The sequence below is a fragment of the Algoriphagus sediminis genome (assembly GCF_030403435.1).
GTDB lineage: Bacteria > Bacteroidota > Bacteroidia > Cytophagales > Cyclobacteriaceae > Algoriphagus > Algoriphagus sediminis.
This window is the reverse complement of record NZ_JAUEPH010000002.1, coordinates 688,256-714,145: the sequence shown is the minus strand read 5'-3', so window position 1 is coordinate 714,145 and position 25,890 is coordinate 688,256. Positions and strand designations below refer to the sequence as shown.

Here is a 25,890-nt window from a genome sequence, read left to right as displayed (position 1 = left end):
AAGTTAGTTTGGTTCGTCTAAATAACCAACCCCTTCTCACCCTTAAAAATAATTTAGATGAAAATCGGAATAATTGGAGGCACCAGCCTCGCCAAGGCTCTAGGAAAAAAGTACCTGAATGCAGGAATTAATGTGGTCTTCGGAATAGACGAGGATTTTGATACAAGCCAGCCCGAATGGAGAGTTCTCAATAAGTTTTATGACAAGCTTTGCCCATATTCATCTGCAATAGATCAATCGGAGATTATCCTTGTCTGCAGTGAGAATAAGGATCTTCCAAATATTCTTGAAAGTCTATCAAAGGCGGACCTGGATGATAAAATTATAGTGGACTGTACAAACAGCAGCTATGAGCATCAATTACAAAGTGAAAACACAGCTTTAATAAAGGAAGTTTGTAAGGAAGCTCCTGTTTTTAAAGCATTCAATAATCTAGGGCTTGATTATCCAGCTACTGATAAGCTCGGAGTCATCAAAGAAACTTATTACTGTGGTGATCAAAATCCTCAGAAAAATCGGATTAAAAGACTTATCGAGATCATAGGTTTTAAAGCTATTGATGCTGGAAAAATAGAAAATGCCACACTTCTAGAGGCATTTTATCATTTAAGGAAGGAAATTGCAGTACATCTAAGACAGGATTCGAATTGCCATTTCAAATTAGTCTCAGTCTGATTGAGTTGACAAATTAAGTTGGGTTCTCTTTGTTTTCCCTTTCAAAAAAATCTAACTAGATTAGTTCCGATTTAAGTAAACCCAACAAACTAAAGCTTCATTGAAAACCCTTGTTGTTGACGTTGGAGGTTCCAATGTTAAAATCCTTGCCTCCGGCCAAACTGAACGCATAAAAATTCCCTCGGGAAACGATTTTTCACCCGAACATTTAATTCCTCTTATTAAGGAAAATGCCAAGAATTGGGAATACGACACTATTTCAATGGGTTTTCCCGGAAAAGTAAAAAACAATCAAATTCTGAGTGAGCCTGTAAACCTTGGGCATGGCTGGGAAACATATGATTTTGTGGGCGCATTTGATTGTCCTGTCAAGATTATAAACGATGCTGCCATGCAGGCCATTGGAAGCTACGAGGGGAAGAAAATGCTTTTCCTCGGATTAGGAACAGGGTTAGGTACAGCCATGGTCATTGGAAAAACGGTGGTTCCAATTGAGGGAGGACATCTACCTTACAGAAAATCAACTTTCGAAAATTATGTTGGCAAGGCCTATTACGCCAAAAAAGGACACAAAAAATGGGAGAAGCACGTCTTTAATACTGTCGAAATTTTGGCGGATGCTTTACAGCCTGACGATATTGTTTTGGGAGGTGGGAATTCAAAAATTCTAACCAAGATTCCCGAAGGCTGTAGATTGGGGACGAATAAAAACGCTTTTAAAGGAGGTTTCAGAATGTGGGAAGAGGAGTTTATTTACTAAGACTCATTCTTTTTTAGACAACATCTAGATTTGGAATCATCCTAATTGTTCTCATGTTCTTTAGCAGCAAACATGAGTAGTACCGTCAAAGACCTTCAAAAAGAAACCTTCCCTGTCACTGGCATGACCTGTGCAGCCTGTGCCTCATCAGTAGAAACCATACTTCAATACACCGAAGGTGTAAAGAAAGCCCAAGTCAACCTAGCGGCAGAGACAGTAAATGTTGAATTCGATTCAAACGTCAGTCCTGAAAGCTTAAATGATGCATTGTCAGCTGTTGGTTATGGGCTCATACTTAGCGCTGAGCCGCTTGAAAAGAGTTTGGCAGACAAGAAAAGAAAAGAATATTCCAAAATTAAGAATAGGACTATAGGTGCAGGAATCTTTACCCTACCTGTATTTATTCTAGGAATGTTTTTTATGAATTGGGAGCCTGGTAAATGGATCAGCATGATTCTATCCTTACCCGTCTTATTTTATTTCGGGTCCTCTTTCTTTTCTGTAGCATGGAAGCAAGCGAAAATTGGGAAAGCAAACATGGATACGTTGGTGGCTTTGGGTTCAGGGATCGCCTTTCTATTCTCTTCTTTCAATACCATATTTCCAGAATTTTGGCTCGAAAGAGGTTTGGAGCCACATGTTTATTTTGAAGCCTCGACAATTATAATATTCTTCATTTCCATCGGAAAGCTTCTCGAGGCGAGAGCCAAAACCAAAACAGGTTTTGCCATTCAAAAACTACTAGAATTACAACCAAAGAAAGTCTCCCGCATCAATGTGGATGGCAATACAGAGGAAATTGATCTAAACGAAGTAGCTGTTAAGGATACCCTATTGATACGGCCTGGAGATAAAATTCCTGTCGATGGGTCTATCACTAACGGAGAATCTTATGTGGATGAAAGCATGATTTCGGGTGAACCAATCCCTGTATCAAAGACTCTTGAAAGTAAGGTTTATGCAGGAACCATTAATCAAGATGGAAGCTTTCGGATGATAGCTGAAAAAGTCGGCGCCGACACTCTTTTGTCTCAAATAATTAAAAGGGTTCACGAAGCACAAGGGAGCAAAGCAGAAATACAAAAGCTTACTGATAAAATCGCTGGGATTTTTGTACCCATTGTTCTACTGATTTCAATTCTCACCTTTTTTGCCTGGTTTGTAATTGCACAGGAAAATGCTTTTTCATTTGGGTTGCTAAGTGCAATATCTGTCTTGGTCATAGCCTGTCCATGTGCCCTAGGTTTGGCCACGCCAACAGCCATTATGGTCGGTGTTGGAAAAGGAGCTGAAGAAAATATACTAATCAAGGACGCAGATAGCTTGGAAATTGGTAGTAAGATAGACACTGTAATTCTTGATAAAACAGGAACCATAACTCAGGGAAAACCCAACGTTTCTTCCGTAATTTTCTCTGAAAATTTTGGAGGAAATTCCAAGGATCAGTCCAAGTGGTTTTCCTATCTCTTTGCCTTAGAAAGCAACTCAAAACACCCTTTAGCAAATGCTATAGCTAAATTCTCACACACCTCTGAAAATCAGAACTTAAAGGTATCAGATTTTAAAAACTACACCGGCTTTGGTATCATGGGTAAAATAGAAGAAACAGTCTATAGAATTGGTTCCCAAAAGTGGATTACAGAATCGGAAATTCAAATCCCAACAAACCTGATTAATGAATCAGAAAAACTCTCTTCAAGAGGAGAAACGGTGGTTTGGTTTGCCAATGACAAAGAAGTGATTTCCATCATTTCTATCAGCGACCCAATCAAGGGGTCCTCAAAATCTGCCATTGAAAAAATGCAGAATTTGGGGCTAGAAGTAATCATCCTTAGTGGGGATCAAGAGAATACCACGACCAGAGTGGCGGAAGAAACCGGCATCCGAAAGTTCAAAGCAGGGATGCTCCCACAGGACAAGGCTAATTATATAAAATCGCTTCAATCGAACGGTAAAAAGGTAGCTATGATCGGAGATGGAATTAATGATTCTGAAGCTTTGGCCACAGCAGACCTTAGTATTGCTATGGGACATGGAGCCGATATTGCGATAGATTCGGCAATGGTGACCTTGACCACATCTGATCTTACGAAAGTGGTGGAAACCCTAAATCTATCCAAATTAACCATGTCCGGGATCAAACAGAATCTTTTTTGGGCATCTGTTTTTAACCTGATCGGGATTCCAATTGCGGCAGGTGTTCTTTTTCCTTTGTCGGGCATTTTACTAAATCCAATGGTTGCTTCGGCCGCTATGGCCATGAGCTCCGTTTCCGTGGTAACGAATAGTCTCAGGCTAAAAGGAAAGTCGCTAAATTAGTATTTGAAATAGATGAAAATGAAAAGTCAAAGATTCAAAACAAACATAAACTGTAGCAACTGCCTGGCAAAAGTCAGCCCATTTTTAAACGAATCAGAAAAGGTGAAAGAGTGGAGTGTAGACCTGGATAGTGAAGAAAGAATTTTAACCATTCAGTCAGAGGATATGTCAGAAGAAGAGGTCTTTCGCACCGTTCTGAAAGCCGGCTTTATTGCCAAACCTGAATAGTATGAGAACTTTTATTCAAGTCCTCATTTTGGATTTTCTTCTTGTTTTAACTCATACTACCTTGGCGCAGAAACAGCCTTCATTATCCGTAATAGATTCCAAAATAAAGGGTATCAATATTTACGGGAAACCAGTGGATAACCAGACCAGATGTCAGCATTGGCATTCGGCCTTAGACATTATTGCAATTAAGTTTAATTGTTGTGAGAAGTATTATCCTTGCTTTTCATGCCATTCAGAAACCGCTGATCATAAACCTTCAGTTTGGCCAAAAGAAGAATTCTCTGAAAAAGCCATTTTGTGTGGGGTATGTGGAACCGAGCTAGGCATACAGGAATACTTTGATTCAGAAAATACCTGTCCGAATTGTAATTCGAAATTCAACCCAGGTTGTAGTAACCATTACCATCTCTATTTTGAAACAGAAGATCAGGACATAGGAGATGTTGAATCGAGCAAAACTAGAACCAATGGTGAGGCTGCGCAAAAACCAATGAAAGAAATTTCTTGCCTCCTATTTTAATTCGGTCTAGCTTTCAATCTATAATAGCCACTCAGTCCAAGTATGATTCTTAGAAATTCTACATTTTTAAAATTTGGGTTTCTTTTATCCTTTGCTCTGCTCCTCTCCTGTTCGCAAAAAACCGAAATGTTAGATAATGAGCTATCCATATGGGAGACATATGGGGATGCGGATTGGAACTTAGAGGAAGGGGTTTTGTCAGCTTCAGTATCAGATACGGTTGGCTTCGTAATGACAAAAGAAAGCTTCAAAAACTTCGAATTGGAGCTAGAGTTTTGGCCGGATAGCACGATTAATTCGGGTATTTTTGTCAGATGTTTGAATAGAGAATTAAGTTTTGTAGACTGCTATGAGATCAATATTTGGGATGCCCATCCAAATCAAGATTTCCGAACAGGGTCGATTGTCAACAGGGCAAATCCATTGAATTATGTAGAAACCATAGGAAAATGGAATACCTATAGAATAAAGGTGAAGGATAACCGAGTCGAAGCCTGGGTTAATTCCATCAAGACTGCAGATCTTGAAAATATGGACCTAAAAGAAGGGTTTATAGCACTTCAGGCCATGGGCACAGGAGAGGTCAAGTTCAGAAATGTGAAGATTGAGGTCCTAAATTAAATTTACTGTTTTACTCTCTTTTCCATCCCCTATTCGCCTTAATCTCAGATCTGGATTTTTTTTCCTTTAATCGCTTTTCAATTGCTGACTTTTTCGGTTTGGTCTTCTTCCTCACTTTGGTCTTTTCAAAGGCCTTGACCAATAACCGATTAAATTTTTTAATGGCAATTTCCTTATTCTGGATTTGAGATCTCTTTTCCTGAGAAGAAATCTGAAGCACTGCCTCAGTACTTATTTTTGACTTGAGTTTTTTCACGAGGAATTCCTTTTCTTCTTCAGTCAACTCTTCGGAAGCTCTAATGTCAAAAGAGAGTAGAACTTTCGTCTCTACCTTATTGACATGCTGCCCTCCTGGTCCTCCACTCCTTGCGGTTTGAAACTTAAGCTCTTTCAAAAAATTCCCCGATGTTACTCGTTCAGTGATTGGGTTTTTCATCAATGTAAATTAAAAGGCTCAATGGGATTATCAATATTTTCTAAAAATCATTAACTTATTTACATTCAAAAATTTCAGCTTTGACATGAAAAACAGAAGAGAATTTTTAAGGAAGGCCACACTTGGCATTTCGGGTTTAGCTTTGGCCCCTACCTGGTTAGAAGGAGCACCAGCAATCATTAAGAACTATCATAAGAACAAAACTCTCATAGAGGGAGTAAAGTTGGGCTGTATTACCTATTCTTTCCGTCAGATGAAGGATCAAAGTGCAGAAGCAATTCTCGGCTATATCAATCAAGCTGGAGTAACTGCAGTCGAACTGATGGGTGATCCAGCGGAAGAATTTGCAGGTAAGCCTATGATTGGTTTCAATAGAATGGATCTATTCATGCTCATGGGCAAAGAAAGAAACGAGACCATAACGGAAGACGAAAAGAAAGAACTCGAGGAAATGAGGGGTTCCGTGGATTCTTACAATCAAGAAGTTGCAAAATGGCGCGAGGGTGCTGACATAAGCAAATTTGATGAGCTGAAGGCAATGTTCAATGATTCTGGTGTAGAAATCTATGCCTACAAGCCAAGTACTTTCGGAAAACTTAATAGTGATGCGGAAATTGATTTTGGGATGCGTGCTGCCAAAGCTTTGGGCGCTAGCCATGTAACTCTAGAACATCCATCTGACGATGCCCACACGATGAAGCTCGGTAAAATGGCCGAACAACATGGAGTTTCTGTAGCCTATCATGGACATGAACAACAAACCTTTACTTTTTGGGATACTGCTTTAGAGCAAAGCCCAAATAATGCACTGAATCTGGATATTGGTCATTACATCGCCGCTGGAAACACGGATTTGATGGAGCTAATCACAAAGCAATCAAATCGAATTTCTAGTATGCACGTTAAAGATCGTCAGACTCCGGAAAACGGAAAGGGTAATGTTATTTGGGGAAATGGTGATACCCCAATCGCTGAAGTTTTAAAGACGATGAAAGACAATTCCTATTCTTTCCCGGCAACTATTGAGCTCGAATACCAAATTCCCTCAGGTTCGAACCCAGTGACCGAGGTTAAGAATTGCTATGAATATTGCGCCAATGCCTTAAGTCAAGCCTAAAAAAGCCTGTCTAAATTCTCTAATCTGGAGGTCGCTTCAATCAGTTCATCATCATTTTTCGCGAAGCAAAAGCGAATGATTTTATGATCACTTCCATCTGCGTAGAAACTTGAAACTGGAATACAAGCAACCTTGAGTTCTCTGGTCATTTTCAAGGCCAGTTCCCGATCTGGCATTTGAGAAAGATGTCCATATTGAGCTTGCTGGAAAAAACTACCCTGAGCAGGTTCAAACTCTAGCGAGGAGTTTTCTAGGCCATCAGTAAATAGGTTTCTTTTCTTTTCATAAAAGTCCGGAAGGCCCAAATAAGTCTCTAATTTGAGGTATTCTGCCAAAGCATGTTGAGCGGGTCTGACAGTGGTAAAAGTCACATATTGATGAATTTTTCTGAATTCTACAGTCAGTTCAGGGATAGCTACACAAAACCCTATTTTCCAGCCAGTTATGTGAAAGGTTTTTCCAAATGAACCGCAGACAAAAGTCCTCTGCCTGAGTACAGGATGCGAAAGAAGTGAATAATGCTCTCGCCCATCAAAAATAATATGCTCATAAACCTCATCACTTACCACAAATAGGCCAAATTCCTCCACCAAACTTGCCAGCTCCTCCAAGTCATTTTTGGTCCAAACGTATCCACTCGGATTATGTGGTGTATTCACTATTATCAGTTTTGTTTTATTTGAAACTTTCTCCCTGATTAAATCCCAGTCAGGAGAAAAATCCTTCAGGCTCAAAGGAACATGGATGGGAATTCCCCCATTTAATAAGATGGCCGGAACATAACTATCAAAAGCCGGCTCAAGTACGATTACTTCATCTCCGGTTTCCACCACGGCTGTAACTGCAGAAAAAACAGCCTGAGTCGCTCCGGAAACAATGGTCCACTCAGAATCCATATCTGTTTTCACTCCTTGGCATTTTTCAGTTTTGAGAGACATGGCTTCACGAAGCGCAGGAATTCCCATCATCGGGGCATATTGGTTACTACCATTCTGGGTAAAATGTGCAATAAGATCTCGAAGCCTGGAATCGGGTTGAAATCCTGGAAAGCCCTGAGAAAGGTTGATGGCATTCGCTTCCAGGGAAGCCCTATTCATGGTGGTAAAAATCGTTTCTTTAATATCTGGCAACTTAGATTTCATAGTCTTAAAGATAGCTTCCCTAAAACTTTTGGCAATTGAATCCACAATTATCCACCCAGTAATTTTTATCTTCAATCATATTCCTCTATTAGTATGAAAAAATTCACCGTCCTTCTTTGTCTTGTATGTAGTCATTTTGGAGCATCGGCTCAGGAACCTATTAAGCTTCTGGAAGCCAATCCTCATTATTTCGAATATAAGGGAGAGCCTCTGGTCTTGGTTACCTCTGCTGAACATTATGGTGCATTAATAAATACGGCTTTCGATTTCGAAACCTATCTCAAAACACTTAAAAGGGATGGGATGAATTACACCCGGATATTTATGGGGAGTTACTTTGAGATCCCTGGAGATAGCTTTGGTATCAAGCATAATACCTTAGCTCCTGATAATGGAGAGGTTTTGGTTCCCTGGGAAATGAAAGAAGAAAATGGGCAGATTAAATATAACTGGGCCATTTATAATCCCAGATATTTTGAAAGACTTCATGAATTCATGAGTCTGGCACAGGAATTAGACATTATCGTAGAGGTTACTTTTTTCTCCTCCATTTATCGAGATGAACATTGGGATATCAGTCCGCAAAACCCAAAAAACAGATTAAATGCAGAAACCAAAGAGCTTGATCGAAGATTAGTACATACCCTAGAAAATGGAGAGCTTTTAAGCCTTCAAAAAGGATATGTCCAGAAAATTGTGCAGGAGCTAAATTCCTATGATAATTTCTTTTTTGAGATTCAAAATGAGCCTTGGTCGGATAGAGGTTTGGGAGTTTTAAATCTTATGAATCTTTATGTCACAGATGGACCAGATTGGACTCAAGAAGTAGATTATGCAGATCAACTCTCTCTTGATTGGCAAAATGCCATGGTGGAGACCATAGTCAGTACGGAGTCAGAATTGCCACAAAAACATCTAATCGCACAAAATTTCACCAATTTCAAAGCCCCACTCTTCGATGTACATCCCGAGGTCTCTATCGTCAATTTCCACTATAACTGGCCGGAATCTGCTGAATGGAATTACCACTTAGATAAGGTAATTGGTTTTGATGAATCAGGTTTTGCTGGAAATGAGGACTGGGTCTATCGTAGACAGGCTTGGGCCTTTATGATGTCAGGAGGAGGTTTATTTAACCATTTGGACTATTCATTTTTTGTGGGCAAAGAAGATGGAACCGGAATCAATGAGGCTCCTGGAGGTGGTAGCCCAGAATTCAGAAAAGAGATGAAAATCTTATCTGATTTCCTTCATTCCTTGAACCTAGAAAACTCAATCCCCGCTAAAAATAGGATAAAGGCTTCTCCTGGTTTGCTTGCCTTTGCTCTTGAAGACGGAGATGGAGGGATAGCTGTTTATGCTATTGAAGCAGGAAAAAGGGATAGTTCAGTTTCGCTAGAAATTGATCCAGGTAAATATGAAGTTCATTTCCTTGATCCAATTTCAGGCGAAAAAAAGCTTATAACAACTGCTGAAATTAGTGCTGATGAATTGGTGTTGACCATGAGCCTTGAAAAGGGCGAAGGACTATTTCATGTGAAAAGAAAAAAATGATCCAATTCAAATCAAAAATAGATAAGTTCGACTTTAATCACTGGCAGCATCACATCCGGATTCCTGATAAATATGTGGACCAGTTAATGGATGATAAACACAGGCGCGTGTTGGTTCATTTTAATGGTCATGGACCGATACATCTTGCCATATTCAAAGCAAAGTCTTATTGGTACCTTTTAATCAACCAGCAAATAAGGAATAAACTTAAAGTTCGGGCTGGTGATGAAATCGAAATTGAGATAGAAAGGGACCACAGTCAATATGGACATGAAGTTCCAGAAGAATTTTCAGTTATGATGGAACAGGAGCCGGAGGCAAAATTGGTCTTCGATAAACTCACCCCAGGCAAACAAAGAACTTTGATTTACATCGTGAACAAAGTCAAAAATCCTGAAAGTCGGATGAAAAAAGCCCTGGCAATAACTCATCACCTGAAGCTTTGCCAGGGTAACCTCGATTATAAACAGCTAAATGAGCTGATCAAGTATTACAATAATTTGTAGATTTTTGATCCAAACTAGTCGCTGCCCAAGACATGGCCCCATGAATATTTCATCTATCCCATTAATCAACTGTGACCTTGGAGAAGGAATTGCAAGCGAGGAAAAAATCTATCCATACATAGATTCAGCAAGCATCGCGTGTGGAGGTCATTATGGTGACGAAAGTAGCATGATTGCTTCAATGCTTCTGGTTAAGGAGAATGGCGTAAAAATCGGAGCACATCCCTCCTATCCGGATCGAGAAAATTTTGGAAGGAAATCTCTTTCTATGGAATGGGAGTATTTGGAGGGATCATTGATTGAACAACTTGAGCTTTTTAAAAAAATGGCTCACTCCTTAAATCTTGAAATTCACCATATCAAAAGCCATGGAGCCCTGTACAATGATTCGGCAAAATCAGAAAGGCTAGCAAAAAACTTAACAAGCCTTTATGGGAAAACTTTTCCTGGCGTCCCGATTTTTGTTCCTGCAAATTCTCAAATGGAAACTATGGCAAAGCTTAAGAGCCTTCCAGTTTACACAGAAGTTTTTGGTGATCGGACCTACAACGAGGATTATTCTCTGGTTTCAAGGTCAGAACAAAACTCACTTTTGACTGATTTGAAGAGTGTTTCCGAGCACTTGGATCCAATAATATCAGATCAAGTCATCATTTCTAAATCAGGTGCCAAGCTGCCCGTAAAAGCGGATACGCTTTGCTTTCATGGAGATAATCCAGGGTTGATGAATTTCCTTCCACAAATAAGAAAGCGATTTTGGGAATGAAGTATAAACTGAATCTAGTTGGGAAAAACTTCACTGAGATAACCTTCCTTGAGGAGATTTCTAATGAACTCCTGAATAAAAAAACGTCCATTTTGAACTTGATTCAATCAAGCTTTTCTGAAGAGATAAAAGATATCAGGACAGGTTTCAAAACGATCTGCATCCAATGGGCAAACGATCCTAGCAATGGGGAATTAAAAAGGGTATTAAAGAATCATCATCCTTCTAATCATCCGATTCACCATAATATCTGGCAGATTCCGGTTTGTTATGATCCGCAATTAGCCCCTGATTTAGAGAGCTTTGCGCGATTGAAAAATATTTCAAATTCAGAAGTAATCAGGTTGCATACCTCCTCTGATTATAAGCTACATTTCTTTGGCTTTCTTCCTGGATTCATGTACTTGTCTGGGCTTGATCCAAGGCTTTTTTGTCCACGAAAAAAAGTTCCTGATCTATCTATTCCAAAAGGTTCTGTTGCAATTGGAGGAAACCAAACAGGGATTTATCCTAGTTCTTCACCCGGAGGATGGCATGTCATCGGCCGGTCGCCTATCTCGTTTTTTGAAGCTAAATCAGAGAACCCCGTTTGGGCAAAGCCAGGAGATTCCATTCGATTCAAAGCCATATCTAAGGAGGAACTGGAAGAGTTAAATTCAGGTGAAGCTAAACCTACTTTGCTGTGATTAAGGATCTGGGAAACGCTAAAATTCTCTCCACTGGACCTCAATCACTTATCCGGGATTTAGGAAGGTTTGGTTATTTTTCGATTGGAGTTCCTGTTTCTGGCCCTTTGGACCATAAAGCTTTTCAATGGAATAATCATCTGCTAAGGAATGATCCCAATGATTCTCAAATTGAAATTAATCAACCGGGCCTTAAAATTCAGTTCGATTCGGATACTTGGATTTCTTTAGCGGGTGCCAAATGCGATGTAAAAGTAAATGGGTCAGGAACTAAATACTTTGGACCAATCAAGATTAAAGCAGGGGACATTCTTTCTTTTGGCAATTTTGAATTGGGAAGCCTGATATATATGGGTATATCCGAAGGATTTCAAACTGAAAAAGTTTTGGGATCAAGAAGCCAGCTTCAATGTATAACCTCAAGCTCTTCATTAAATAAAGGAGATCTTCTCCCCTTTTTCACCAATTCAACTCCAGTTCCCTCAAATCGATTTGCGAAAGCAAAATGGGATACCGAATACTTGGAAAAAACTGAAATTAGAGTTTATCCAGGGTTTGATTGGAACCATGAGATTGAAAAAATTCTAGACCCTGCTTTCAAAGAAAGATTGCATATTTCAAAGCTAAAAAATACCATGGCTGCACAATTAGAAGAAGTCTTTCCAAATGACATCTCCCCTATTGCGACCGCCCCCGTGTTTCCTGGTTCCATTCAACTAACCCCGAGTGGAAAATTGATTTGCCTTTTGAGCGATGCACAGGTTACCGGTGGATATCCTCGAGTGTTGCAGATTCATGAAGAGGATATTTCTATTTTGGCACAAAAAAAACCGGGCCAAGAGGTCCGATTTGAAAAATTAGGAGTCTAAAAATCATCTCCCCGGTCCAGGGAGGGAATCTATCCAAATGACTTTCATAACAACATACATTTGGTGCAAATAAAGAGAACGATAAAGCTGTATACTCCCAAGGTCAAGGTCACCACTCGAGTCATAATTTGAAGATATTAGCTGATTAAGCACCCCATATCCTCCAAAGGCAATGAATGAGCCTAATGACTCCTCAGAGTTTAGTCCATACCATGAGTAAAATGCATCAATACTTGCCCTTCCTTGAGTTCTGCCTTTACCCAATTGACTAGATCCTGCCTGAGGAGATCCAGAAGGATCATTAAATTTTTGAACTGCAGGTAAAAGCAATCCTATTAGTGCGGGTTCTACCCCACCATTATAAATTAAATCATCAATCAAATCCCTAGTTTGGTTGGGTTCTGCATTTATCCTGTTAATAACCAAAAGGGCATCCAATGCCTCTTCAATCTGAGGTGGTTTTACAGGCGGGATACTATCATTACACCAATCACAGGCACTGTTCGACTTCTCTCCAACACCAATAAATTTTGAAATTGGAAATTCTCGATTCGGGTCTCTCAAGCTTTCCCCGGGAAGGTCTGGATAATGTACAAACACAGAACCAGCGGCTGTAGTAACTGGACCTGAAGGATTAGCCAATTCCGAATCCACCGCAGTTGAGTTAGCAGCTTCCTGAAGTGATAGAATGTCTATCCAGCATTCATGGCAATCAGCACCCGTAGATGCCTGTGCCTGTTGACTTAAGAAATTACCTCTATTCTTCAGAGTCTCATCAAAAACTTCATTCGAATACTTAATCATCTCTTCAAGAAAAGAGTTTTCATCAATACTCCTCTTGAGTATGGCCTCCACTTTTTCCTTGGGAAATTTTCTCTGAAAATTGGCAAAGGAATATTCTACCAACCGATAATTTCTCTCAATTTTCTTTAAAGCCTTGCTTGTTGAATTTGATTTCCTGGCATTTTCATCCGAAGTATATACTTCTAAAGATCCCTGGGAATCTACCGCTGGGTTAACTGAATCCTGTTCCAGGCTATCACAGCCAATGGCCAAAAAAAGAGCTGAAACACTAAAGATTAAAAGATACTTTTTCATCACTTGAGTTTTTTATGTTTAAAAGATTTGGGAGTCAGTGTTGACTACCTACAATTCAAACCTAAAAAGACAAAATGGAAGAGTTTGGGTACAATTCTCGTGCTCCTAAGACTAATTGATGGATAGGTGATTTCGCTTTATTCTTGAGATAAGCCTTAAAAAAAGAGGCATTTTTGACCCAAATTGTAATTCATCAATTGAAATCTGAAAATCATAAAGTCAAGTTGGCATTTCGTGAATTCACGGTTTGAAGAAAAAAATAGCCCAGAAAAAAAAGTGGCCAAAGCTAAGCTTTGACCACCTTACAATAGAAAAAATAAGTTGGTTATCTTCCTGTTCCTGTTGGGACTTCAGACTGCCTTGAGTCCCAATATTGGGTCCACAGAAAGTACATTTCAAATTGAAACTTTGTGCGGTTCAGTTGTATAGATGCCCAATCCAAATCTCCATCCGATTGATATTCTTCAGAGACCAGTTCTAGAATGGACCCCGCTCCACCATACTTTAAAAATTCTCCTTTTTTATCTTCTAAAGACAAGCCATAATAGGTTCCAAGGGATTCTATTAAAATATCAGCCTTTCCCCTGGCATTTCTTCCTGCCGCCTCTCTCACCTTTTGTACTGCAGGTAGTAGCAAGCCAATAGCTACTGGCGAAATTCCTGAACTTAATTCAAGCTCTGTAAGCGCTGAACTTGTTTGTGCCGGATCAGCATTATAACGCTGTACACCAAGCAAAAACTCATAAGTTTCTTCTAGCTCAGGCTTCTTTACAGGTGGAATACTGTCACACCAGGGGCCACAATTATCAGTTCCGGCGGCTTGTGGTCGTCCTGTATAATTGAAAAGCTGAAAAGTAGTTCTATCACTAAAACTAGCCAGCATTTCTTTTACCCTTAAAGAAGCTTCATTTCTTGTGTTATTCAGTCTCACCCCTGCTACGATATCATAAGTAATTTCGTGTTCATCACCTGCTGAATGATCCTCCTCTACCAAAGCAAGGTGGTTTCTTCTGGAGTAATCACTGAGAAATTTTCCATTTGACTGAATGTTTTTGTCAAATATTTCTGTGGACTTTTTCATCATACCCACAACAAAAGATTCTTTATCCCTACTTGAAGACAGGAACTCATCTACTTTACTTGAAGGAAGAGCACTCATTAAATTAAAATAACCGTTCTCCACTAAATCGTAATTTTTACTTGCTTTACCGATAGGATTACCTGGTAAATTTCCAGATTTTCTAAGGTTCTCCCCGGAAGAATTATCTCCCAGAAGATTTGACTCTACGCCATTATCAGGAATTGTATTCTCTGAATTTAGGCTGTCACAGGATGAGGTCATTAAAAGACCTCCGATTGTAAAGATCAAAAGATACTTTTTCATCACTAGATTTATTTGAGTTAAAAGAAATGGAAGAATTTAACTTCCGATGCCCCAAACATAGAGGAAGAAATTGTACTGTTTCTCGGGAAATCAGCGGTTAGATTCTACCAATTGATAGAAAGGATTCATGAATTGATATGGGTTTAAAAACGCTGACAATTGCAAAAAAAGGGACTTTCGGTTTTCCAGATTTAACCCGATCAATTGATATAGCTAATTCATCCATCCAGATGAGTGATTCATGAAAGTGTCAGAAATCAGGGAGTTTTACAGTCTAATTTTAATTGAATTCCCCTAGTCAAATCCGACTGAAACTCGGAGCATTTACTAAATTGATAGAAACAGTTGAGTACTTTAATGAAAGAAATATCCCCAAAAGAAATCCAAGAGATTCTTCTTCACTTTTCAAATTCCATTCAAGGAATTAAGGATGAGAATGAACTCCTTTGGGATTTGGTCCATAACTGCATTTCTATCCTGGGATTAGAAGATGCCGTTGTTTATCTGGTAGATGAGTCTGGTGAAAGGCTTGAGCAGAAAGCTGCCTTTGGTATAAAGAACCCAAAGGAAAAGGAGATTCTTAATCCTATAAAAATTTCATTTGGGGAAGGAGTAACTGGAAAAGTAGCCCAAAATGGCATCCCGATAATAATTAAAGACAATTCCAAAAATCCGGATTATATAAAGGATGTCAAATTCATGAAGTCTGAGATCGCTGTCCCATTAATGCTTGAAGGAAAGGTCATTGGGGTAATCGATAGTGAAAACTCACAGGCTGCCTATTTTGGACAGCAGCATCTACAAATTTTTCTTGCCATAGCTTCTATTTATAGTGGTCAGATTGCTCGAATTCGAGCTGAAAGACATTCAGAGAAAATCCTTAAAGAAAAACTGGAGATTGAAAAAAAGGCCAATAACCTCCAGATGCAAGCCATTTCTGCACAACTAAGCCCACACTTTGTATTTAACTCACTTAATGCAGTACAGCATTTCATTGTCCTCGAAGACAAAACCCGCTCTTTAAAATTTTTAAACCTCTTTGGTAAGTTATTAAGGTACTTTTTGACCACTATCCAACAGGAGCAAATTGAGGTCAATAGAGAGATACAAATGCTTAATTGGTATCTTGAAATTCAGTCAATGAGATATCGTGAAAAATTTAAGTACAAATTAGATCATAAAGGCCTAGATGATTTTCCGAATGCCCAAATTCCAGGAATAATAGTGCAGAGTCTGGTCGAAAATTTACTGGAAAGTCACATTTACAAAAGTGATGGAAACTTAAAAATCAATATAGATTTCCGAATATTCAAGGATGAAGTTTTAATGAATGTGGCTATGGAAAACCCTGATAATAAATCTATTAGAGTAAAAAACAAAGAATATACATCAAGCCTTCCACCTTGGGAAGAATATGTGAAATTACTCAACGATATCAGGCCCTACACGATAAAAACTAATGTAAGGGAGAAGTCACCAGCTTCAGGTCTGATGCAATTTAAGATCATAGAAATCACCTTCCCAAATTTAGGATGAAAAATACTCTGGCACTTTTTAGTTTATGTTTTTTACAAATCAGTGCCTTTGCACAGGGATTCATTGGAGAAGCTTATTTTTCGGCTGAAGCAAAGTATTTCGAAACTACCGAAAGTCTATCCTTCGAACAGGTTTTAGAGTATAATAGATCCGGAAATTTTCAATCTTGGGAACCCGGAGTGAAGACTAAGACCAATGTCAATTATTGGGTCGAAATAAATCTGGAAGAAATTCTTCCAGAGTTTGAAAAAGATGACTCACTCTATTTTTATCCGAATGGGTTTGAAGCAATGGATATTTATCTTAATTCTGAAGGTCAAGTCCGGAAGTTAGAATCAGATCGGTTCCTAAATGATATTTTCGAGCGAATTACCTATCAAAACACCCTTTATCTAAAAATTCCCAAAGATGAGTTGATAGAGGGAAACAAGCTTTTTTTAAGATTAGAGTATAAACGAAATGAATTGGATCTTTCCCGTCAAAGATTCTTTTTCAGCGATTCAGACGGACATGCTCTTTTTTCACAATACATCGCTTCTGATTCCTTTAAGAGCCAGCTTCTTGCTTATTTTTTTCTTGGTATTGCTTCTGTACTCATGGTTTTCAACCTCATTCTTTTTTACAATATGAGGGAGAGACTTTATATCTATTATGGGGCATTTCTCCTCTTTCAGTTGATGTATTATTCTCGAATTAGTCCACTGCTTGCAAGCTATTTTGGATATGATAATCTACACTGGTTTCTCTGGCTTAGTACCGTTAGCCAGGTTTTAATAAATTTGTCGTATCTACTTTTCACTCGTCATTTCCTTGACTTCAAAGAGACTCTCCCAAAGTTCGATAGAGTCGTAAAAGGCATAGCAGTTTTGCTGGTTCTATTCGCTTTGGTAGTTGGAATTTCAATTTGGATCAACCCCTATGCTTCTTTAGCATATGACCTAATGAATGTCCAGAGGATTTTTATGGCAACATTTGCATTTCTTGGCGTGGCTTACCTCTGGAGGGTATATCCAAACAAACTGGTCTACTTTGTGGTCGCAGGAACGGTTGTTTTTACTACGGGTGCCCTTTTGACTATGTTCTTACTTAATCTTGATTTGATGGTGGCAGGATCTGCGATTGAAAGCACCATCTTTGCCCTCGGCCTTTCCTATAAAATCAAAACCATCACACAGGAAAATCAGAAGGCCCAGCTGGAATCCTTATCAAGCAAACTTGGTGCACTTCGAGCACAAATTAACCCTCATTTCATATTTAACAGCTTGAGCTCCATCCAGTATTTGATCCAATCGGAGCAAAAAACCAAAGCCCTCTCCTACCTAACCAAGTTTAGCAAATTTGTAAGGCAAGTTTTGGAAAATTCTATCGATGTCAATGTAACGCTGGAAAAAGAAATTGAGCTTTTGAAAGTGTATCTGGATTTGGAAGCCTTGAGATTCGATCACGCATTCCAGTATCATATTGAGATACCGGAAAATGACTCTTTAATCTTTGAGGAGGTACCGATGATGATCATTCAGCCCTTTGTAGAAAATGCCATCAAGCACGGCCTAATGCCAAGTACCGAGGCCGAAAAGCATCTTTATATACGCTTTAAAGAGGGTGATAATTTTATTTATTGTGAGGTAGAAGATAATGGTATAGGCCGTGAAGAGGCCAAAAAAAGAAAGAAGAAAACACAGCATCGCCCTTCAAGAGGGCTGATGCTAACTGAAGACCGTCTTAAATTAAGCAACTCAGGGAGTGAAGACGAACAGTACATAGAGTTTAAAGATTTACCGGAAGGCACCCTTGTAATCATAAAAATACCGAAACAATGAAAAGGTTAACCACAATCATCGTCGAGGACGAGTTTCACAGCAGGGAAATGCTGAAAAGCTTTCTTCGGGAATACTGCCCCGAAGTGGAAGTAAAAGAGGAAGCTAAAAACGTGGAAGAAGCAGTCCAAAAAATAACTACGATAAAGCCAGAGTTGGTTTTTATGGATATAGAACTTCAGTCTGGCACCGGATTCGATGTACTAAAAAGCCTCGAGAAAATGGACTTTCATTTGATTTTTACCACGGCCTTTGAGCATTACGCAATAAAGGCTATAAAATTCTCCTCCCTTGATTACTTATTAAAACCCATCGATGTAGAAGAACTTCAAAATGCAGTAAGAAAAGCGGTCAACGCTTCAGAAAACAACTCCCAACAAGAGCTTCTGAAAAACCTGATGAATAATCTTTCCAGCCCTGGAGAGAGCAATAAAAAGATCTCTTTGGCCACTGCGGAAGGAATTGAGTTCATTCCTACAGATCAGATTTATTTTTGCGAAGCAAATGGCTCGTATACTAATTTTCACCTGAAGGATTCCAGAAAGCTGGTGGTTTCCAAAAATCTAAAAGAATATGAAAATATGCTTCTGGATTCCCGTTTTATGAGGGTGCACAATAGTTATTTGATAAATCTTCAAGAGGTAAAGCGTTTTGTAAAATCTGAAGGAGGCTATATCGTCATGAATAATGATGCACAAATTTCTATTTCGAATTCCAAGCGAGAAGAATTCTTGCGGCAAATGGGTCTTTGATTTAATGGCATGCTTATCAAAAATTAATTGGAAGTCCTTGAAGACTGCCTTTTCAGCTAGTATATTTCTATCCTAAATCAAAAATATTTTTATGGATTCTGTACTCAAGGAACGAATAGTAGCACAGGGAATGAACCCTGAAACGGTAGAAACTCAAATAGAAAATTTTAAAAACGGTTTCCCTTTTCTGAAAATCATGGGACCTGCTGTCCCCGGTGATGGCATTCAGGTTTTGAGTGAAGAAAAGCTTTCTAAACTTCAGGAAGAATTTCCGATATCTGCTCAAGAAAAGGAAGTAGTAAAATTTGTTCCTGCCAGCGGTGCGGCATCCAGAATGTTTAAGGACTTATTTGCCTTTATGGATGGGGATGGTAACCTGAGTAAAAGTACTTTTGTCCAGAAATTCATGGACAATATTGAAAAATTTGCCTTTTATAAAAAGCTGGATCAAGCACTGAAATCTAAGGAGTCCTCTATCAATCAAGCCCTTGATAATCAAGATTATAAAACCATTCTGTCTGCTCTTTTAGATGAGGATGGGCTGAATTATGGAGCTTTGCCCAAAGGGCTACTTAAATTCCATAGCTATCCTGAAGGAAACAGAACTCCTGCTTATGAGCATATGATAGAGGGCGTTCAATATGCACTGGGAAAAGGAAAATTGGTGAAAATTCATTTCACCGTTTCTCCAGAGCATGAAGAAAAGTTCAGAAGTGAAATAGAATCAATTCAATCTGGCTTGGAATCTGAATTTGGAGTCAAGTTTGAAATCAGCTATTCCCAGCAGAAGAAGAGTACAGATACCATCGCTGTGGATATGGAAAACAATCCATTTGAAGAGGATGGAAAGATTCTGTTTCGGCCGGCTGGTCATGGGGCTTTACTTGAAAATCTGGATGATATTGACGCAGATGTTATTTTCATAAAGAATATAGACAACGTGGTTCCTGATTCCTTAAAGCCTGAAACCAAGAAGTATAAAATGGCAATTGGAGGTTTATTATTGGAGGTACAGGCCAAGGCTTTTGAAGCTTTAAAAAAGCTAGATTTAGGAATTAATGAAGGATCAGTGGCCAAAGCACAGGAAGTATACACTGGGGATCTAGGAGCCAAACTTCCATCTGATTTTGAAGGTAAAAGCCTTGAAAATAAAGGCGAATTCCTCCGGGAAAAGCTGAACAGACCAATCAGAGTTTGCGGAATGGTGAAAAACACAGGAGAACCAGGTGGCGGTCCTTTCTGGGTTTTGGAGGATGATGGTTCTCAGTCTTTACAGATTCTTGAAACAGCCCAAATTGATCTTAATGACCCGGAATCGAAAGCTCATATGAATGCGGCAACTCATTTCAATCCTGTGGATTTGGTTTGTGGAACCCGGAATTACAAGGGTGAATCCTTTGATTTACTTAAGTTCAGAGATATGAAAACAGGTTTTATCACTGAAAAGTCAAAAGGAGGAAGAGAATTGAAAGCGCTTGAACTACCCGGTTTATGGAATGGATCCATGGCTGGTTGGAATACCTTGTTCGTTGAGGTTCCTTTGATAACTTTCAATCCGGTAAAGACAGTGAATGACCTTCTTCGGGACGAACACCAGTAGTTTTAAGGTTTTTAACTTAAATCTATCTTAGTCTCTTTTACCAGAATATAATTCATATTTCAAAAGCCTGCAGTCGATAGTTCCATTCCAGAATTCTATCCTTCTGCTGGCTTTCAAGCCCACTTTTTTGGCGAGAGCCAAATTTCCAGTAAAAATATAACCTCTATATCCAGCACATTTTTGCTTCATAAAATCGCCCATTCGACGATAGACTTCCTCAAGCTCATCGTCCACTCCTAAACGATCTCCATATTCTGGATTAAACATTACTACACCCCTGGGTTTTTCGGGTATTTCTGTATCAGCAAAATCACACACCTGGAAATCTATCATGTGGTCTACTCCCGCTGTTTTTGCATTTTCCTGTGCATAGGAAATGGCCTGCAAGGAGATATCAGAGGCTACGATCTTCAGCTCAGGGATCTCCTCTATTTTATTTTCAAGCTTCCTTTTTTTCGCAAAGTAAGCTTCAGATTCATATCCAATTATATGCTGAAAAGCATAATCTTCCCGAAAAAGACCAGGATACCTTTTACTGGCCATAAGGGCTGCTTCTATGGCAAGGGTACCCGAACCGCACATAGGGTTAATAAAAGGCACACGAGTGTTCCATTCTGTGGCATAGATTGTGGCTGCAGCCAAAGCCTCCATCATAGGGGCTTTTCCTGGAATTTTTCTATAGCCATGCTTTGCAAGTGTTTCACCAGAGGTATTGATGTACATTCTGGCCTGCGTTTCTTTCCAGAAAAGCTGGAAAACCAATCCTGAGAAATCAGAACCTGAATCCGGCCTTCGTCCAAACTTATCTCTAAATCTATCTACGATGGCATCTTTTACCTTCACATTCACTATCAAGGGAGTGGTCACACTTTCATTGTCCACGACCGAATTCACCGAAAAGTAGCCGTCCACATCCAGGTACTCTTCCCATTCTATGGCTTTTATTCTTCTGTAAATATCCTGAGCACTTCTAAGGTAAAATGACTTGATTTCATATAAAACATGCGATGCAGTCCTCAAGTGAAGATTTAAATCCATACATTCCTCCATGCTGGCACTAATCTCAAGACCTGTTCTCATGACATAATCAGGCACAAAACCCAATTCTCTAACCTCCTTTTCAAGGTATTCTACAGACCTATCTTTACAAGTGATAAAGACCTTGGACTTTTTGTTAAAATCAAGCATAATCAAAAGTAATAAAGTTTGCCCTCATAGAACCGCTCTTACAGTTCAATAAGCGATTTGTCATTTAAATTTATTTTTTCACTGAAAGCTTTGTGTATCTTAATGTGAAAAGTAATACCCAAAACTTATGAAGAAACTCCTGACACCTTTCATTTTTCTCTTTTTAATTGGATTGTCATCTTGTGAACAAAAATCAGAATCTGAAGAAAATTCAGGTTGGATCGAGCTTTTTAATGGTGAAAACCTCGATAACTGGGAAGTTGTGGCCGGAAGCGCCACCTTCGAAGTAGTTGACGGAGTGATAGTAGGTAAAGCAGTGGCAGGTTCTCCAAACACTTTTCTTCGAACTAAAGAAACCTACGGAGACTTTATTCTCGAATTAGAATTGAAAATTGATCATCTGTCAAGTAATTCGGGTATTATGACCCGCGGTCAATTTGATCCCGATGCAAGGGACGGAAATGGATTGGTTTATGGTTATCAGGTGGAAGCTGACCCTACTGATCGAGCTTGGTCAGGTGGTATTTATGATGAAGCCAGAAGAGGTTGGTTATATCCCCTTGATTTGAATCCCAGAGCTAAATCAGCTTTCAAAATGGGAGAGTTCAATAAGTATAGAATTGAAGCCATTGGGAATGAAATCAAAACCTGGGTAAACGGTCAGGAGGTCGCTTATTTAGTGGATGATATGGATGCTACAGGTTTCATTGCACTTCAAGTGCATAGCATACAAAACCCTGAGGATGAAGGTAGAACCACTGAATTCAGAAATATCCGAATCAAGACCAAAGATCTAAAACCACAACCTTTCACAACAGACATTTTTGTGGTAAACAATAAGCTGAATGAGCTATCCGATTATGAGAAGCTTATGGGTTGGAGATTACTATTTAACGGTGAAAATTCAGAGGGCTGGAAAGGTGCTTATCAGGATTCCTTTCCTGATTTCGGCTGGAATGTGAATGATGGAATTCTTACCATTGAATCTTCAGGGGGAGGAGAATCTACCAATGCCGGAGATATTGTCACAAAGGAGAAATTTAGTGCTTTTGACCTAGCCTTTGAATTCAGGTTAACAGAAGGAGCAAATAGTGGTGTAAAATACTTCGTTACCCTTTCCGAGGGGAATGAAGGTTCAGCCATTGGATTGGAATATCAGCTACTAGACGATGAAAAACACCCTGATGCCAAAATGGGACGTGACGGTAACCGAACCCTGGCCTCTCTTTATGATTTAATCACTGCCGAAAAACAAAGCCGTTTTGTAAAAGCACCTGGAAACTGGAATAAAGGCAGATTAATCGTTTATCCTGACAATAAGGTCGAGCATTATCTTAATGGTGTAAAAGTCTTAGAATACGAGAGAAAATCTGAGAATTATAGAGATTTAGTAGCCATAAGCAAATACAAAATCTGGGAAGATTTTGGAGAAGCCGACGAAGGCCATATCCTCCTCCAGGATCATGGAGATGAGGTGAGCTTTAAAAACATTAAAATCAAAACATTGAATTAAGCCCTTAACCTATGAAAAATAGCCGTCGAGAATTCATCAAAAAATCAAGCGCTGCAACTCTTGGAATATCTGCCCTTGGGTCAGCCGCTTTTTCAGCAAAATCCTATGCAAGAATTATTGGAGCCAATGAAAGACTGAATGTGGCCATCGCAGGACTAGGTCGAAGAGTTGGAGCTTTTTATGAACCGATTTCTTTGCCTTCCAGTAACGTGAATCTGCTTTACCTCTGCGATGTGATGACATCACAAATGGACAGAACAGCAAAGGCTTTTTCAGAGAGAGTCGATTATCAACCAAAGCTTGAGAAAAATATCCTCAAAGTATTGGAAGACAATGAATTAGATGTACTTATAAATGCTACCCCTGATCATTGGCATGCCCCAGGTACCTGGCTAGCTTTAGAACAAGGAAAACATGTTTATGTGGAAAAACCTTGCTCCCATAATCCGTACGAAGGCGAAGTCCTCATGGCTCTTCAAAAGAAATATGGGAAAGTGGTACAAATGGGCAACCAACAAAGATCCGCTCCAGAATCGGTGGAAATTATCAAAGCCATTCATGATGGTGCCATTGGCAAAGCTTATAAGGCAGTTGCCTTTTACAGCAACAGACGTGGTGAAGTGGTCAATCAAACAAAAGCCCCTGTCCCAGAAGGTTTAGACTGGGATATGTTTCAAGGTCCGGCACCTAGAAGAGAATATACCAATGATACCTGGAACTATAATTGGCATTGGTATGGATGGGATTACGGAACAGCTGAGACGGGCAACAATGCTACGCATGAATTGGATGTTGCGAGATGGGCACTACAAGTAGAGTATCCGGAGAAAGTACAGGTAAGCGCAGCCAAGAATCACTTTTTAGATGATGGCTGGACCATGTACGACACCATGGAAGCAAGCTTTATGTTTGGTGATAACAAAGTAATCCAATGGGATGGAAAAAGCCGAAATGGATACAACACATATGGATCAGATCGAGGAACCATCATTTATGGCTCTGAAGGTACGGTATTCGTGAACCGTGGTGGTTATAAGCACTATGATCGAGATGGAAATCTAGTCAAAGACAGTAAATCAGCTGGCAATGAAGCTGGAACCCAATTGGGTGGTGGAGGAGATATGAGTACCCTTCATGTGGTTAATTTCTTCAATGCAATTCGTGGTACAGAGGCCCAAAACTCAAATATTGAGGATGGAGCTATTTCCACCTTGCTTTGCCATCTGGCTAATATCAGTTACCGTGTGGATGAAGATTTAATCTGTGACCCTTCGAACGGACACATTCAAAACTCTAAGAAGGGCAAGGAGCTTTGGACCAGGAATTATGAAAAAGGCTGGGAAGCACCAAAAATCTAAATATTCCATAATTCCGTATGATAAACCCAATAGTCCAACCCGACTTTTTGCTGAGTAATAGTTTCGCGGAGAAGCTTTATTTTGGTTATGCCGCAGACCTTCCTATCATCGATTATCATAATCACCTTCCTCCTGCTGAAATCAATGAAAACCGTCAATTTGAGAATATTTCACAGATTTGGCTAGCAGGTGATCATTATAAGTGGAGAGCTATGAGAACCCTTGGTATTCCCGAAAAATACATCACGGGGAGTGCATCTGATTCGGAAAAATTCTCGAAGTGGGCAGAGACTGTACCCTACACCGTAAGAAATCCACTCTACCACTGGACGCATATGGAATTAAGCCAATACTTCGATATAGAAAGGCTTCTTTCACCAGAAAATTCCAAAATCGTTTACAAGGAATGTAACTCAAAATTGAAGTCCTCAGACTTTTCAGTTTTAGGCTTACTAGCCAAGAAAAAAGTTGAGACAGTTTGTACTACGGATGATCCGATAGATTCTCTTGATCATCATCTTCAGTTTAGCAGAAAAGGCCATGATTTGGGTTTATTTCCTGCTTTTCGTCCGGACAAAGCTTATGCCGCAGAAAACCCAATCACTTTTATAAAGTACCTGGAAAACCTATCCAGCACCAGCGGGATTGAAATTAGCAGCTACGCCGATTTACTTGCAGCCTTAAAAGCAAGGATTGAACATTTTCACAAGCGAGGCTGTCGGGTCGCTGATCATGGTCTGGAAAACTTGAGGTTTTTCAATTGGGGGTCTTATAACCCAGAGAGCTTATTCCACACCTTGCAAGAAGGGAAACGACTTCAGCCAGATGAAGTAGCTTATTTTAAGTTTCATACCCTCGTGGAACTGGCAAAATTGTATCACCAAAAAGGCTGGGTAATGCAGTTCCATTTGGGGGCCTTAAGAAACACAAATAGTAGAGCCTTTAGCACCTTAGGTCCTGATACCGGATTTGACTCTATTGGAGATTTTGATCAGGCTTCCGGTCTAGCCAAGTTCCTCAATCAAATGGATAGTACTGATCAGCTTTGTAAAACAATTATCTACAATCTGAATCCAAGAGATAATGAGGTTTTTGCCAGTATGATTGGCAATTTCAATGATGGCTCAGTGAAAGGAAAAATTCAATTTGGCTCAGGATGGTGGTATCTGGATCAAAAAGATGGCATGGAAAAACAGCTAAACGCTTTGTCAAATATGGGCTTGGTCAGCTGTTTTATAGGGATGCTCACGGATTCAAGGAGTTTTCTTTCCTTCCCAAGACATGATTACTTCAGAAGAATTCTGTGTAACCTATTTGGGCAGGACGTGGATGCAGGTATGCTTCCAAAAGATGAAAAATGGCTAGGTAAAATAATCTCCGACATCTGCTATTTTAACGCGAAGTCATATTTTGACTTTGACTCAAAAAATATTCAATGAGAT

24 protein-coding genes are annotated in these 25,890 nt (G+C 39.5%); 19 read left to right on the top strand and 5 right to left on the bottom strand.

Annotated features, from left to right (window positions below):
• The first annotated feature begins 57 nt into the window (after positions 1 to 57).
• From QVH07_RS06350 to QVH07_RS06325, 6 genes are all read left to right on the top strand, one after another.
• A complete protein-coding gene (locus QVH07_RS06350) occupies positions 58 to 675 on the top strand; it encodes an NADPH-dependent F420 reductase (RefSeq protein WP_289999317.1) in 618 nt (205 codons plus the stop codon).
• Positions 676 to 775: 100 nt separating this feature from the next.
• Positions 776 to 1,435 (top strand): ROK family protein, encoded by a 660-nt coding sequence (locus QVH07_RS06345; protein WP_289999316.1) that lies wholly within the window; start codon positions 776 to 778, stop codon positions 1,433 to 1,435.
• Between the two features lie 72 nt (positions 1,436 to 1,507).
• Positions 1,508 to 3,754 carry a heavy metal translocating P-type ATPase gene (locus QVH07_RS06340; RefSeq protein ID WP_289999315.1) on the top strand — a complete coding sequence of 749 codons (2,247 nt, stop codon included), beginning with the start codon at positions 1,508 to 1,510 and terminating at the stop codon, positions 3,752 to 3,754.
• Between the two features lie 18 nt (positions 3,755 to 3,772).
• On the top strand, positions 3,773 to 3,982 hold the full coding sequence (locus tag QVH07_RS06335; RefSeq protein WP_289999314.1) for a heavy-metal-associated domain-containing protein: 210 nt from the start codon (positions 3,773 to 3,775) through the stop codon (positions 3,980 to 3,982).
• A 1-nt stretch (position 3,983) separates the two neighbouring features.
• Positions 3,984 to 4,505 (top strand): CHY zinc finger protein, encoded by a 522-nt coding sequence (locus tag QVH07_RS06330; protein ID WP_289999313.1) that lies wholly within the window; start codon positions 3,984 to 3,986, stop codon positions 4,503 to 4,505.
• A 126-nt stretch (positions 4,506 to 4,631) separates the two neighbouring features.
• On the top strand, positions 4,632 to 5,126 hold the full coding sequence (locus QVH07_RS06325; protein WP_289999312.1) for a 3-keto-disaccharide hydrolase: 495 nt from the start codon (positions 4,632 to 4,634) through the stop codon (positions 5,124 to 5,126).
• Between the two features lie 10 nt (positions 5,127 to 5,136).
• On the opposite strand, the gene arfB is transcribed toward QVH07_RS06325, so the two are convergent.
• Entirely contained in the window at positions 5,137 to 5,562 is a 426-nt protein-coding gene (arfB, locus tag QVH07_RS06320) for an alternative ribosome rescue aminoacyl-tRNA hydrolase ArfB (RefSeq protein WP_289999311.1), read from the bottom strand.
• Positions 5,563 to 5,647: 85 nt separating this feature from the next.
• On the opposite strand from arfB, the gene QVH07_RS06315 reads away from it, so the two are divergent.
• Positions 5,648 to 6,679, top strand: coding sequence for a sugar phosphate isomerase/epimerase family protein (locus tag QVH07_RS06315; RefSeq protein WP_289999310.1), 1,032 nt, complete (start codon positions 5,648 to 5,650; stop codon positions 6,677 to 6,679).
• Here QVH07_RS06315 and QVH07_RS06310 read toward each other — a convergent pair.
• Complete coding sequence (locus QVH07_RS06310; protein WP_289999309.1) at positions 6,676 to 7,821, bottom strand: methionine aminotransferase; 1,146 nt, start codon at positions 7,819 to 7,821, stop codon at positions 6,676 to 6,678. The genes QVH07_RS06315 and QVH07_RS06310 overlap by 4 nt on opposite strands.
• A 93-nt stretch (positions 7,822 to 7,914) precedes the next feature.
• Between QVH07_RS06310 and QVH07_RS06305 the strand changes: the two genes are divergently transcribed.
• From QVH07_RS06305 to QVH07_RS06285, 5 genes are read left to right on the top strand one after another with little or no spacing between them, the layout of a single operon-like run.
• Positions 7,915 to 9,375, top strand: coding sequence for a hypothetical protein (locus tag QVH07_RS06305; protein WP_289999308.1), 1,461 nt, complete (start codon positions 7,915 to 7,917; stop codon positions 9,373 to 9,375).
• On the top strand, positions 9,372 to 9,881 hold the full coding sequence (locus QVH07_RS06300; protein ID WP_289999307.1) for a YdeI/OmpD-associated family protein: 510 nt from the start codon (positions 9,372 to 9,374) through the stop codon (positions 9,879 to 9,881). Before QVH07_RS06305 ends, QVH07_RS06300 begins: the two co-directional genes overlap by 4 nt.
• Positions 9,882 to 9,921: 40 nt before the next feature.
• Positions 9,922 to 10,647 carry a LamB/YcsF family protein gene (locus QVH07_RS06295; protein WP_289999306.1) on the top strand — a complete coding sequence of 242 codons (726 nt, stop codon included), beginning with the start codon at positions 9,922 to 9,924 and terminating at the stop codon, positions 10,645 to 10,647.
• Complete coding sequence (locus tag QVH07_RS06290) at positions 10,644 to 11,333, top strand: 5-oxoprolinase subunit B family protein (protein ID WP_289999305.1); 690 nt, start codon at positions 10,644 to 10,646, stop codon at positions 11,331 to 11,333. The genes QVH07_RS06295 and QVH07_RS06290 overlap by 4 nt, the downstream gene beginning before the upstream one ends.
• Positions 11,330 to 12,202: a 5-oxoprolinase subunit C family protein gene (locus QVH07_RS06285; RefSeq protein ID WP_289999304.1), complete on the top strand. Its 873-nt coding sequence runs from the start codon at positions 11,330 to 11,332 to the stop codon at positions 12,200 to 12,202. Before QVH07_RS06290 ends, QVH07_RS06285 begins: the two co-directional genes overlap by 4 nt.
• A 3-nt stretch (positions 12,203 to 12,205) precedes the next feature.
• Here the strand turns inward: QVH07_RS06285 and QVH07_RS06280 are convergent, their stop codons facing one another.
• A complete protein-coding gene (locus QVH07_RS06280) occupies positions 12,206 to 13,300 on the bottom strand; it encodes a hypothetical protein (protein WP_289999303.1) in 1,095 nt (364 codons plus the stop codon).
• 325 nt (positions 13,301 to 13,625) lie between these two features.
• Entirely contained in the window at positions 13,626 to 14,684 is a 1,059-nt protein-coding gene (locus QVH07_RS06275; protein ID WP_289999302.1) for a hypothetical protein, read from the bottom strand.
• A 357-nt stretch (positions 14,685 to 15,041) separates the two neighbouring features.
• Here QVH07_RS06275 and QVH07_RS06270 point away from each other — a divergent pair, with 357 nt between their 5' ends.
• The 4 genes from QVH07_RS06270 (at position 15,042) to QVH07_RS06255 (ending at position 20,389) form a co-directional block, all read left to right on the top strand.
• Positions 15,042 to 16,220: a histidine kinase gene (locus QVH07_RS06270; RefSeq protein ID WP_289999301.1), complete on the top strand. Its 1,179-nt coding sequence runs from the start codon at positions 15,042 to 15,044 to the stop codon at positions 16,218 to 16,220.
• Positions 16,217 to 18,040 (top strand): sensor histidine kinase, encoded by a 1,824-nt coding sequence (locus QVH07_RS06265; RefSeq protein WP_289999300.1) that lies wholly within the window; start codon positions 16,217 to 16,219, stop codon positions 18,038 to 18,040. Before QVH07_RS06270 ends, QVH07_RS06265 begins: the two co-directional genes overlap by 4 nt.
• Positions 18,037 to 18,789 carry a LytR/AlgR family response regulator transcription factor gene (locus QVH07_RS06260; protein WP_289999299.1) on the top strand — a complete coding sequence of 251 codons (753 nt, stop codon included), beginning with the start codon at positions 18,037 to 18,039 and terminating at the stop codon, positions 18,787 to 18,789. The genes QVH07_RS06265 and QVH07_RS06260 overlap by 4 nt, the downstream gene beginning before the upstream one ends.
• A 91-nt stretch (positions 18,790 to 18,880) precedes the next feature.
• Positions 18,881 to 20,389, top strand: coding sequence for a DUF4301 family protein (locus QVH07_RS06255; protein ID WP_289999298.1), 1,509 nt, complete (start codon positions 18,881 to 18,883; stop codon positions 20,387 to 20,389).
• Between the two features lie 27 nt (positions 20,390 to 20,416).
• On the opposite strand, the gene QVH07_RS06250 is transcribed toward QVH07_RS06255, so the two are convergent.
• Positions 20,417 to 21,577, bottom strand: a complete 1,161-nt coding sequence (locus QVH07_RS06250) for a THUMP domain-containing class I SAM-dependent RNA methyltransferase (protein ID WP_289999297.1) — start codon at positions 21,575 to 21,577, stop codon at positions 20,417 to 20,419.
• A 127-nt stretch (positions 21,578 to 21,704) separates the two neighbouring features.
• Between QVH07_RS06250 and QVH07_RS06245 the strand changes: the two genes are divergently transcribed.
• The 3 genes from QVH07_RS06245 to uxaC are packed head-to-tail and all read left to right on the top strand — an operon-like array spanning position 21,705 to position 25,887.
• On the top strand, positions 21,705 to 23,090 hold the full coding sequence (locus tag QVH07_RS06245; RefSeq protein WP_289999296.1) for a 3-keto-disaccharide hydrolase: 1,386 nt from the start codon (positions 21,705 to 21,707) through the stop codon (positions 23,088 to 23,090).
• A gap of 11 nt (positions 23,091 to 23,101) precedes the next feature.
• Entirely contained in the window at positions 23,102 to 24,448 is a 1,347-nt protein-coding gene (locus QVH07_RS06240) for a Gfo/Idh/MocA family protein (protein WP_289999295.1), read from the top strand.
• Positions 24,449 to 24,465: 17 nt separating this feature from the next.
• Complete coding sequence (gene uxaC, locus QVH07_RS06235) at positions 24,466 to 25,887, top strand: glucuronate isomerase (protein ID WP_289999294.1); 1,422 nt, start codon at positions 24,466 to 24,468, stop codon at positions 25,885 to 25,887.
• The last annotated feature ends 3 nt before the right edge of the window (positions 25,888 to 25,890 follow it).

Coding starts and splice junctions, on each gene's coding strand:
- QVH07_RS06350 (WP_289999317.1), top strand. CDS start 58: ATGAAAATCGGAATAATTGGAGGCACCAGCCTCGCCAAGGCTCTAGGA.
- QVH07_RS06340 (WP_289999315.1), top strand. CDS start 1,508: ATGAGTAGTACCGTCAAAGACCTTCAAAAAGAAACCTTCCCTGTCACT.
- QVH07_RS06335 (WP_289999314.1), top strand. CDS start 3,773: ATGAAAAGTCAAAGATTCAAAACAAACATAAACTGTAGCAACTGCCTG.
- QVH07_RS06330 (WP_289999313.1), top strand. CDS start 3,984: ATGAGAACTTTTATTCAAGTCCTCATTTTGGATTTTCTTCTTGTTTTA.
- QVH07_RS06325 (WP_289999312.1), top strand. CDS start 4,632: ATGTTAGATAATGAGCTATCCATATGGGAGACATATGGGGATGCGGAT.
- arfB (WP_289999311.1), bottom strand. CDS start 5,562: ATGAAAAACCCAATCACTGAACGAGTAACATCGGGGAATTTTTTGAAA.
- QVH07_RS06315 (WP_289999310.1), top strand. CDS start 5,648: ATGAAAAACAGAAGAGAATTTTTAAGGAAGGCCACACTTGGCATTTCG.
- QVH07_RS06310 (WP_289999309.1), bottom strand. CDS start 7,821: ATGAAATCTAAGTTGCCAGATATTAAAGAAACGATTTTTACCACCATG.
- QVH07_RS06305 (WP_289999308.1), top strand. CDS start 7,915: ATGAAAAAATTCACCGTCCTTCTTTGTCTTGTATGTAGTCATTTTGGA.
- QVH07_RS06300 (WP_289999307.1), top strand. CDS start 9,372: ATGATCCAATTCAAATCAAAAATAGATAAGTTCGACTTTAATCACTGG.
- QVH07_RS06295 (WP_289999306.1), top strand. CDS start 9,922: ATGAATATTTCATCTATCCCATTAATCAACTGTGACCTTGGAGAAGGA.
- QVH07_RS06290 (WP_289999305.1), top strand. CDS start 10,644: ATGAAGTATAAACTGAATCTAGTTGGGAAAAACTTCACTGAGATAACC.
- QVH07_RS06280 (WP_289999303.1), bottom strand. CDS start 13,300: ATGAAAAAGTATCTTTTAATCTTTAGTGTTTCAGCTCTTTTTTTGGCC.
- QVH07_RS06275 (WP_289999302.1), bottom strand. CDS start 14,684: ATGAAAAAGTATCTTTTGATCTTTACAATCGGAGGTCTTTTAATGACC.
- QVH07_RS06270 (WP_289999301.1), top strand. CDS start 15,042: ATGAAAGAAATATCCCCAAAAGAAATCCAAGAGATTCTTCTTCACTTT.
- QVH07_RS06265 (WP_289999300.1), top strand. CDS start 16,217: ATGAAAAATACTCTGGCACTTTTTAGTTTATGTTTTTTACAAATCAGT.
- QVH07_RS06260 (WP_289999299.1), top strand. CDS start 18,037: ATGAAAAGGTTAACCACAATCATCGTCGAGGACGAGTTTCACAGCAGG.
- QVH07_RS06255 (WP_289999298.1), top strand. CDS start 18,881: ATGGATTCTGTACTCAAGGAACGAATAGTAGCACAGGGAATGAACCCT.
- QVH07_RS06250 (WP_289999297.1), bottom strand. CDS start 21,577: ATGCTTGATTTTAACAAAAAGTCCAAGGTCTTTATCACTTGTAAAGAT.
- QVH07_RS06245 (WP_289999296.1), top strand. CDS start 21,705: ATGAAGAAACTCCTGACACCTTTCATTTTTCTCTTTTTAATTGGATTG.
- QVH07_RS06240 (WP_289999295.1), top strand. CDS start 23,102: ATGAAAAATAGCCGTCGAGAATTCATCAAAAAATCAAGCGCTGCAACT.
- uxaC (WP_289999294.1), top strand. CDS start 24,466: ATGATAAACCCAATAGTCCAACCCGACTTTTTGCTGAGTAATAGTTTC.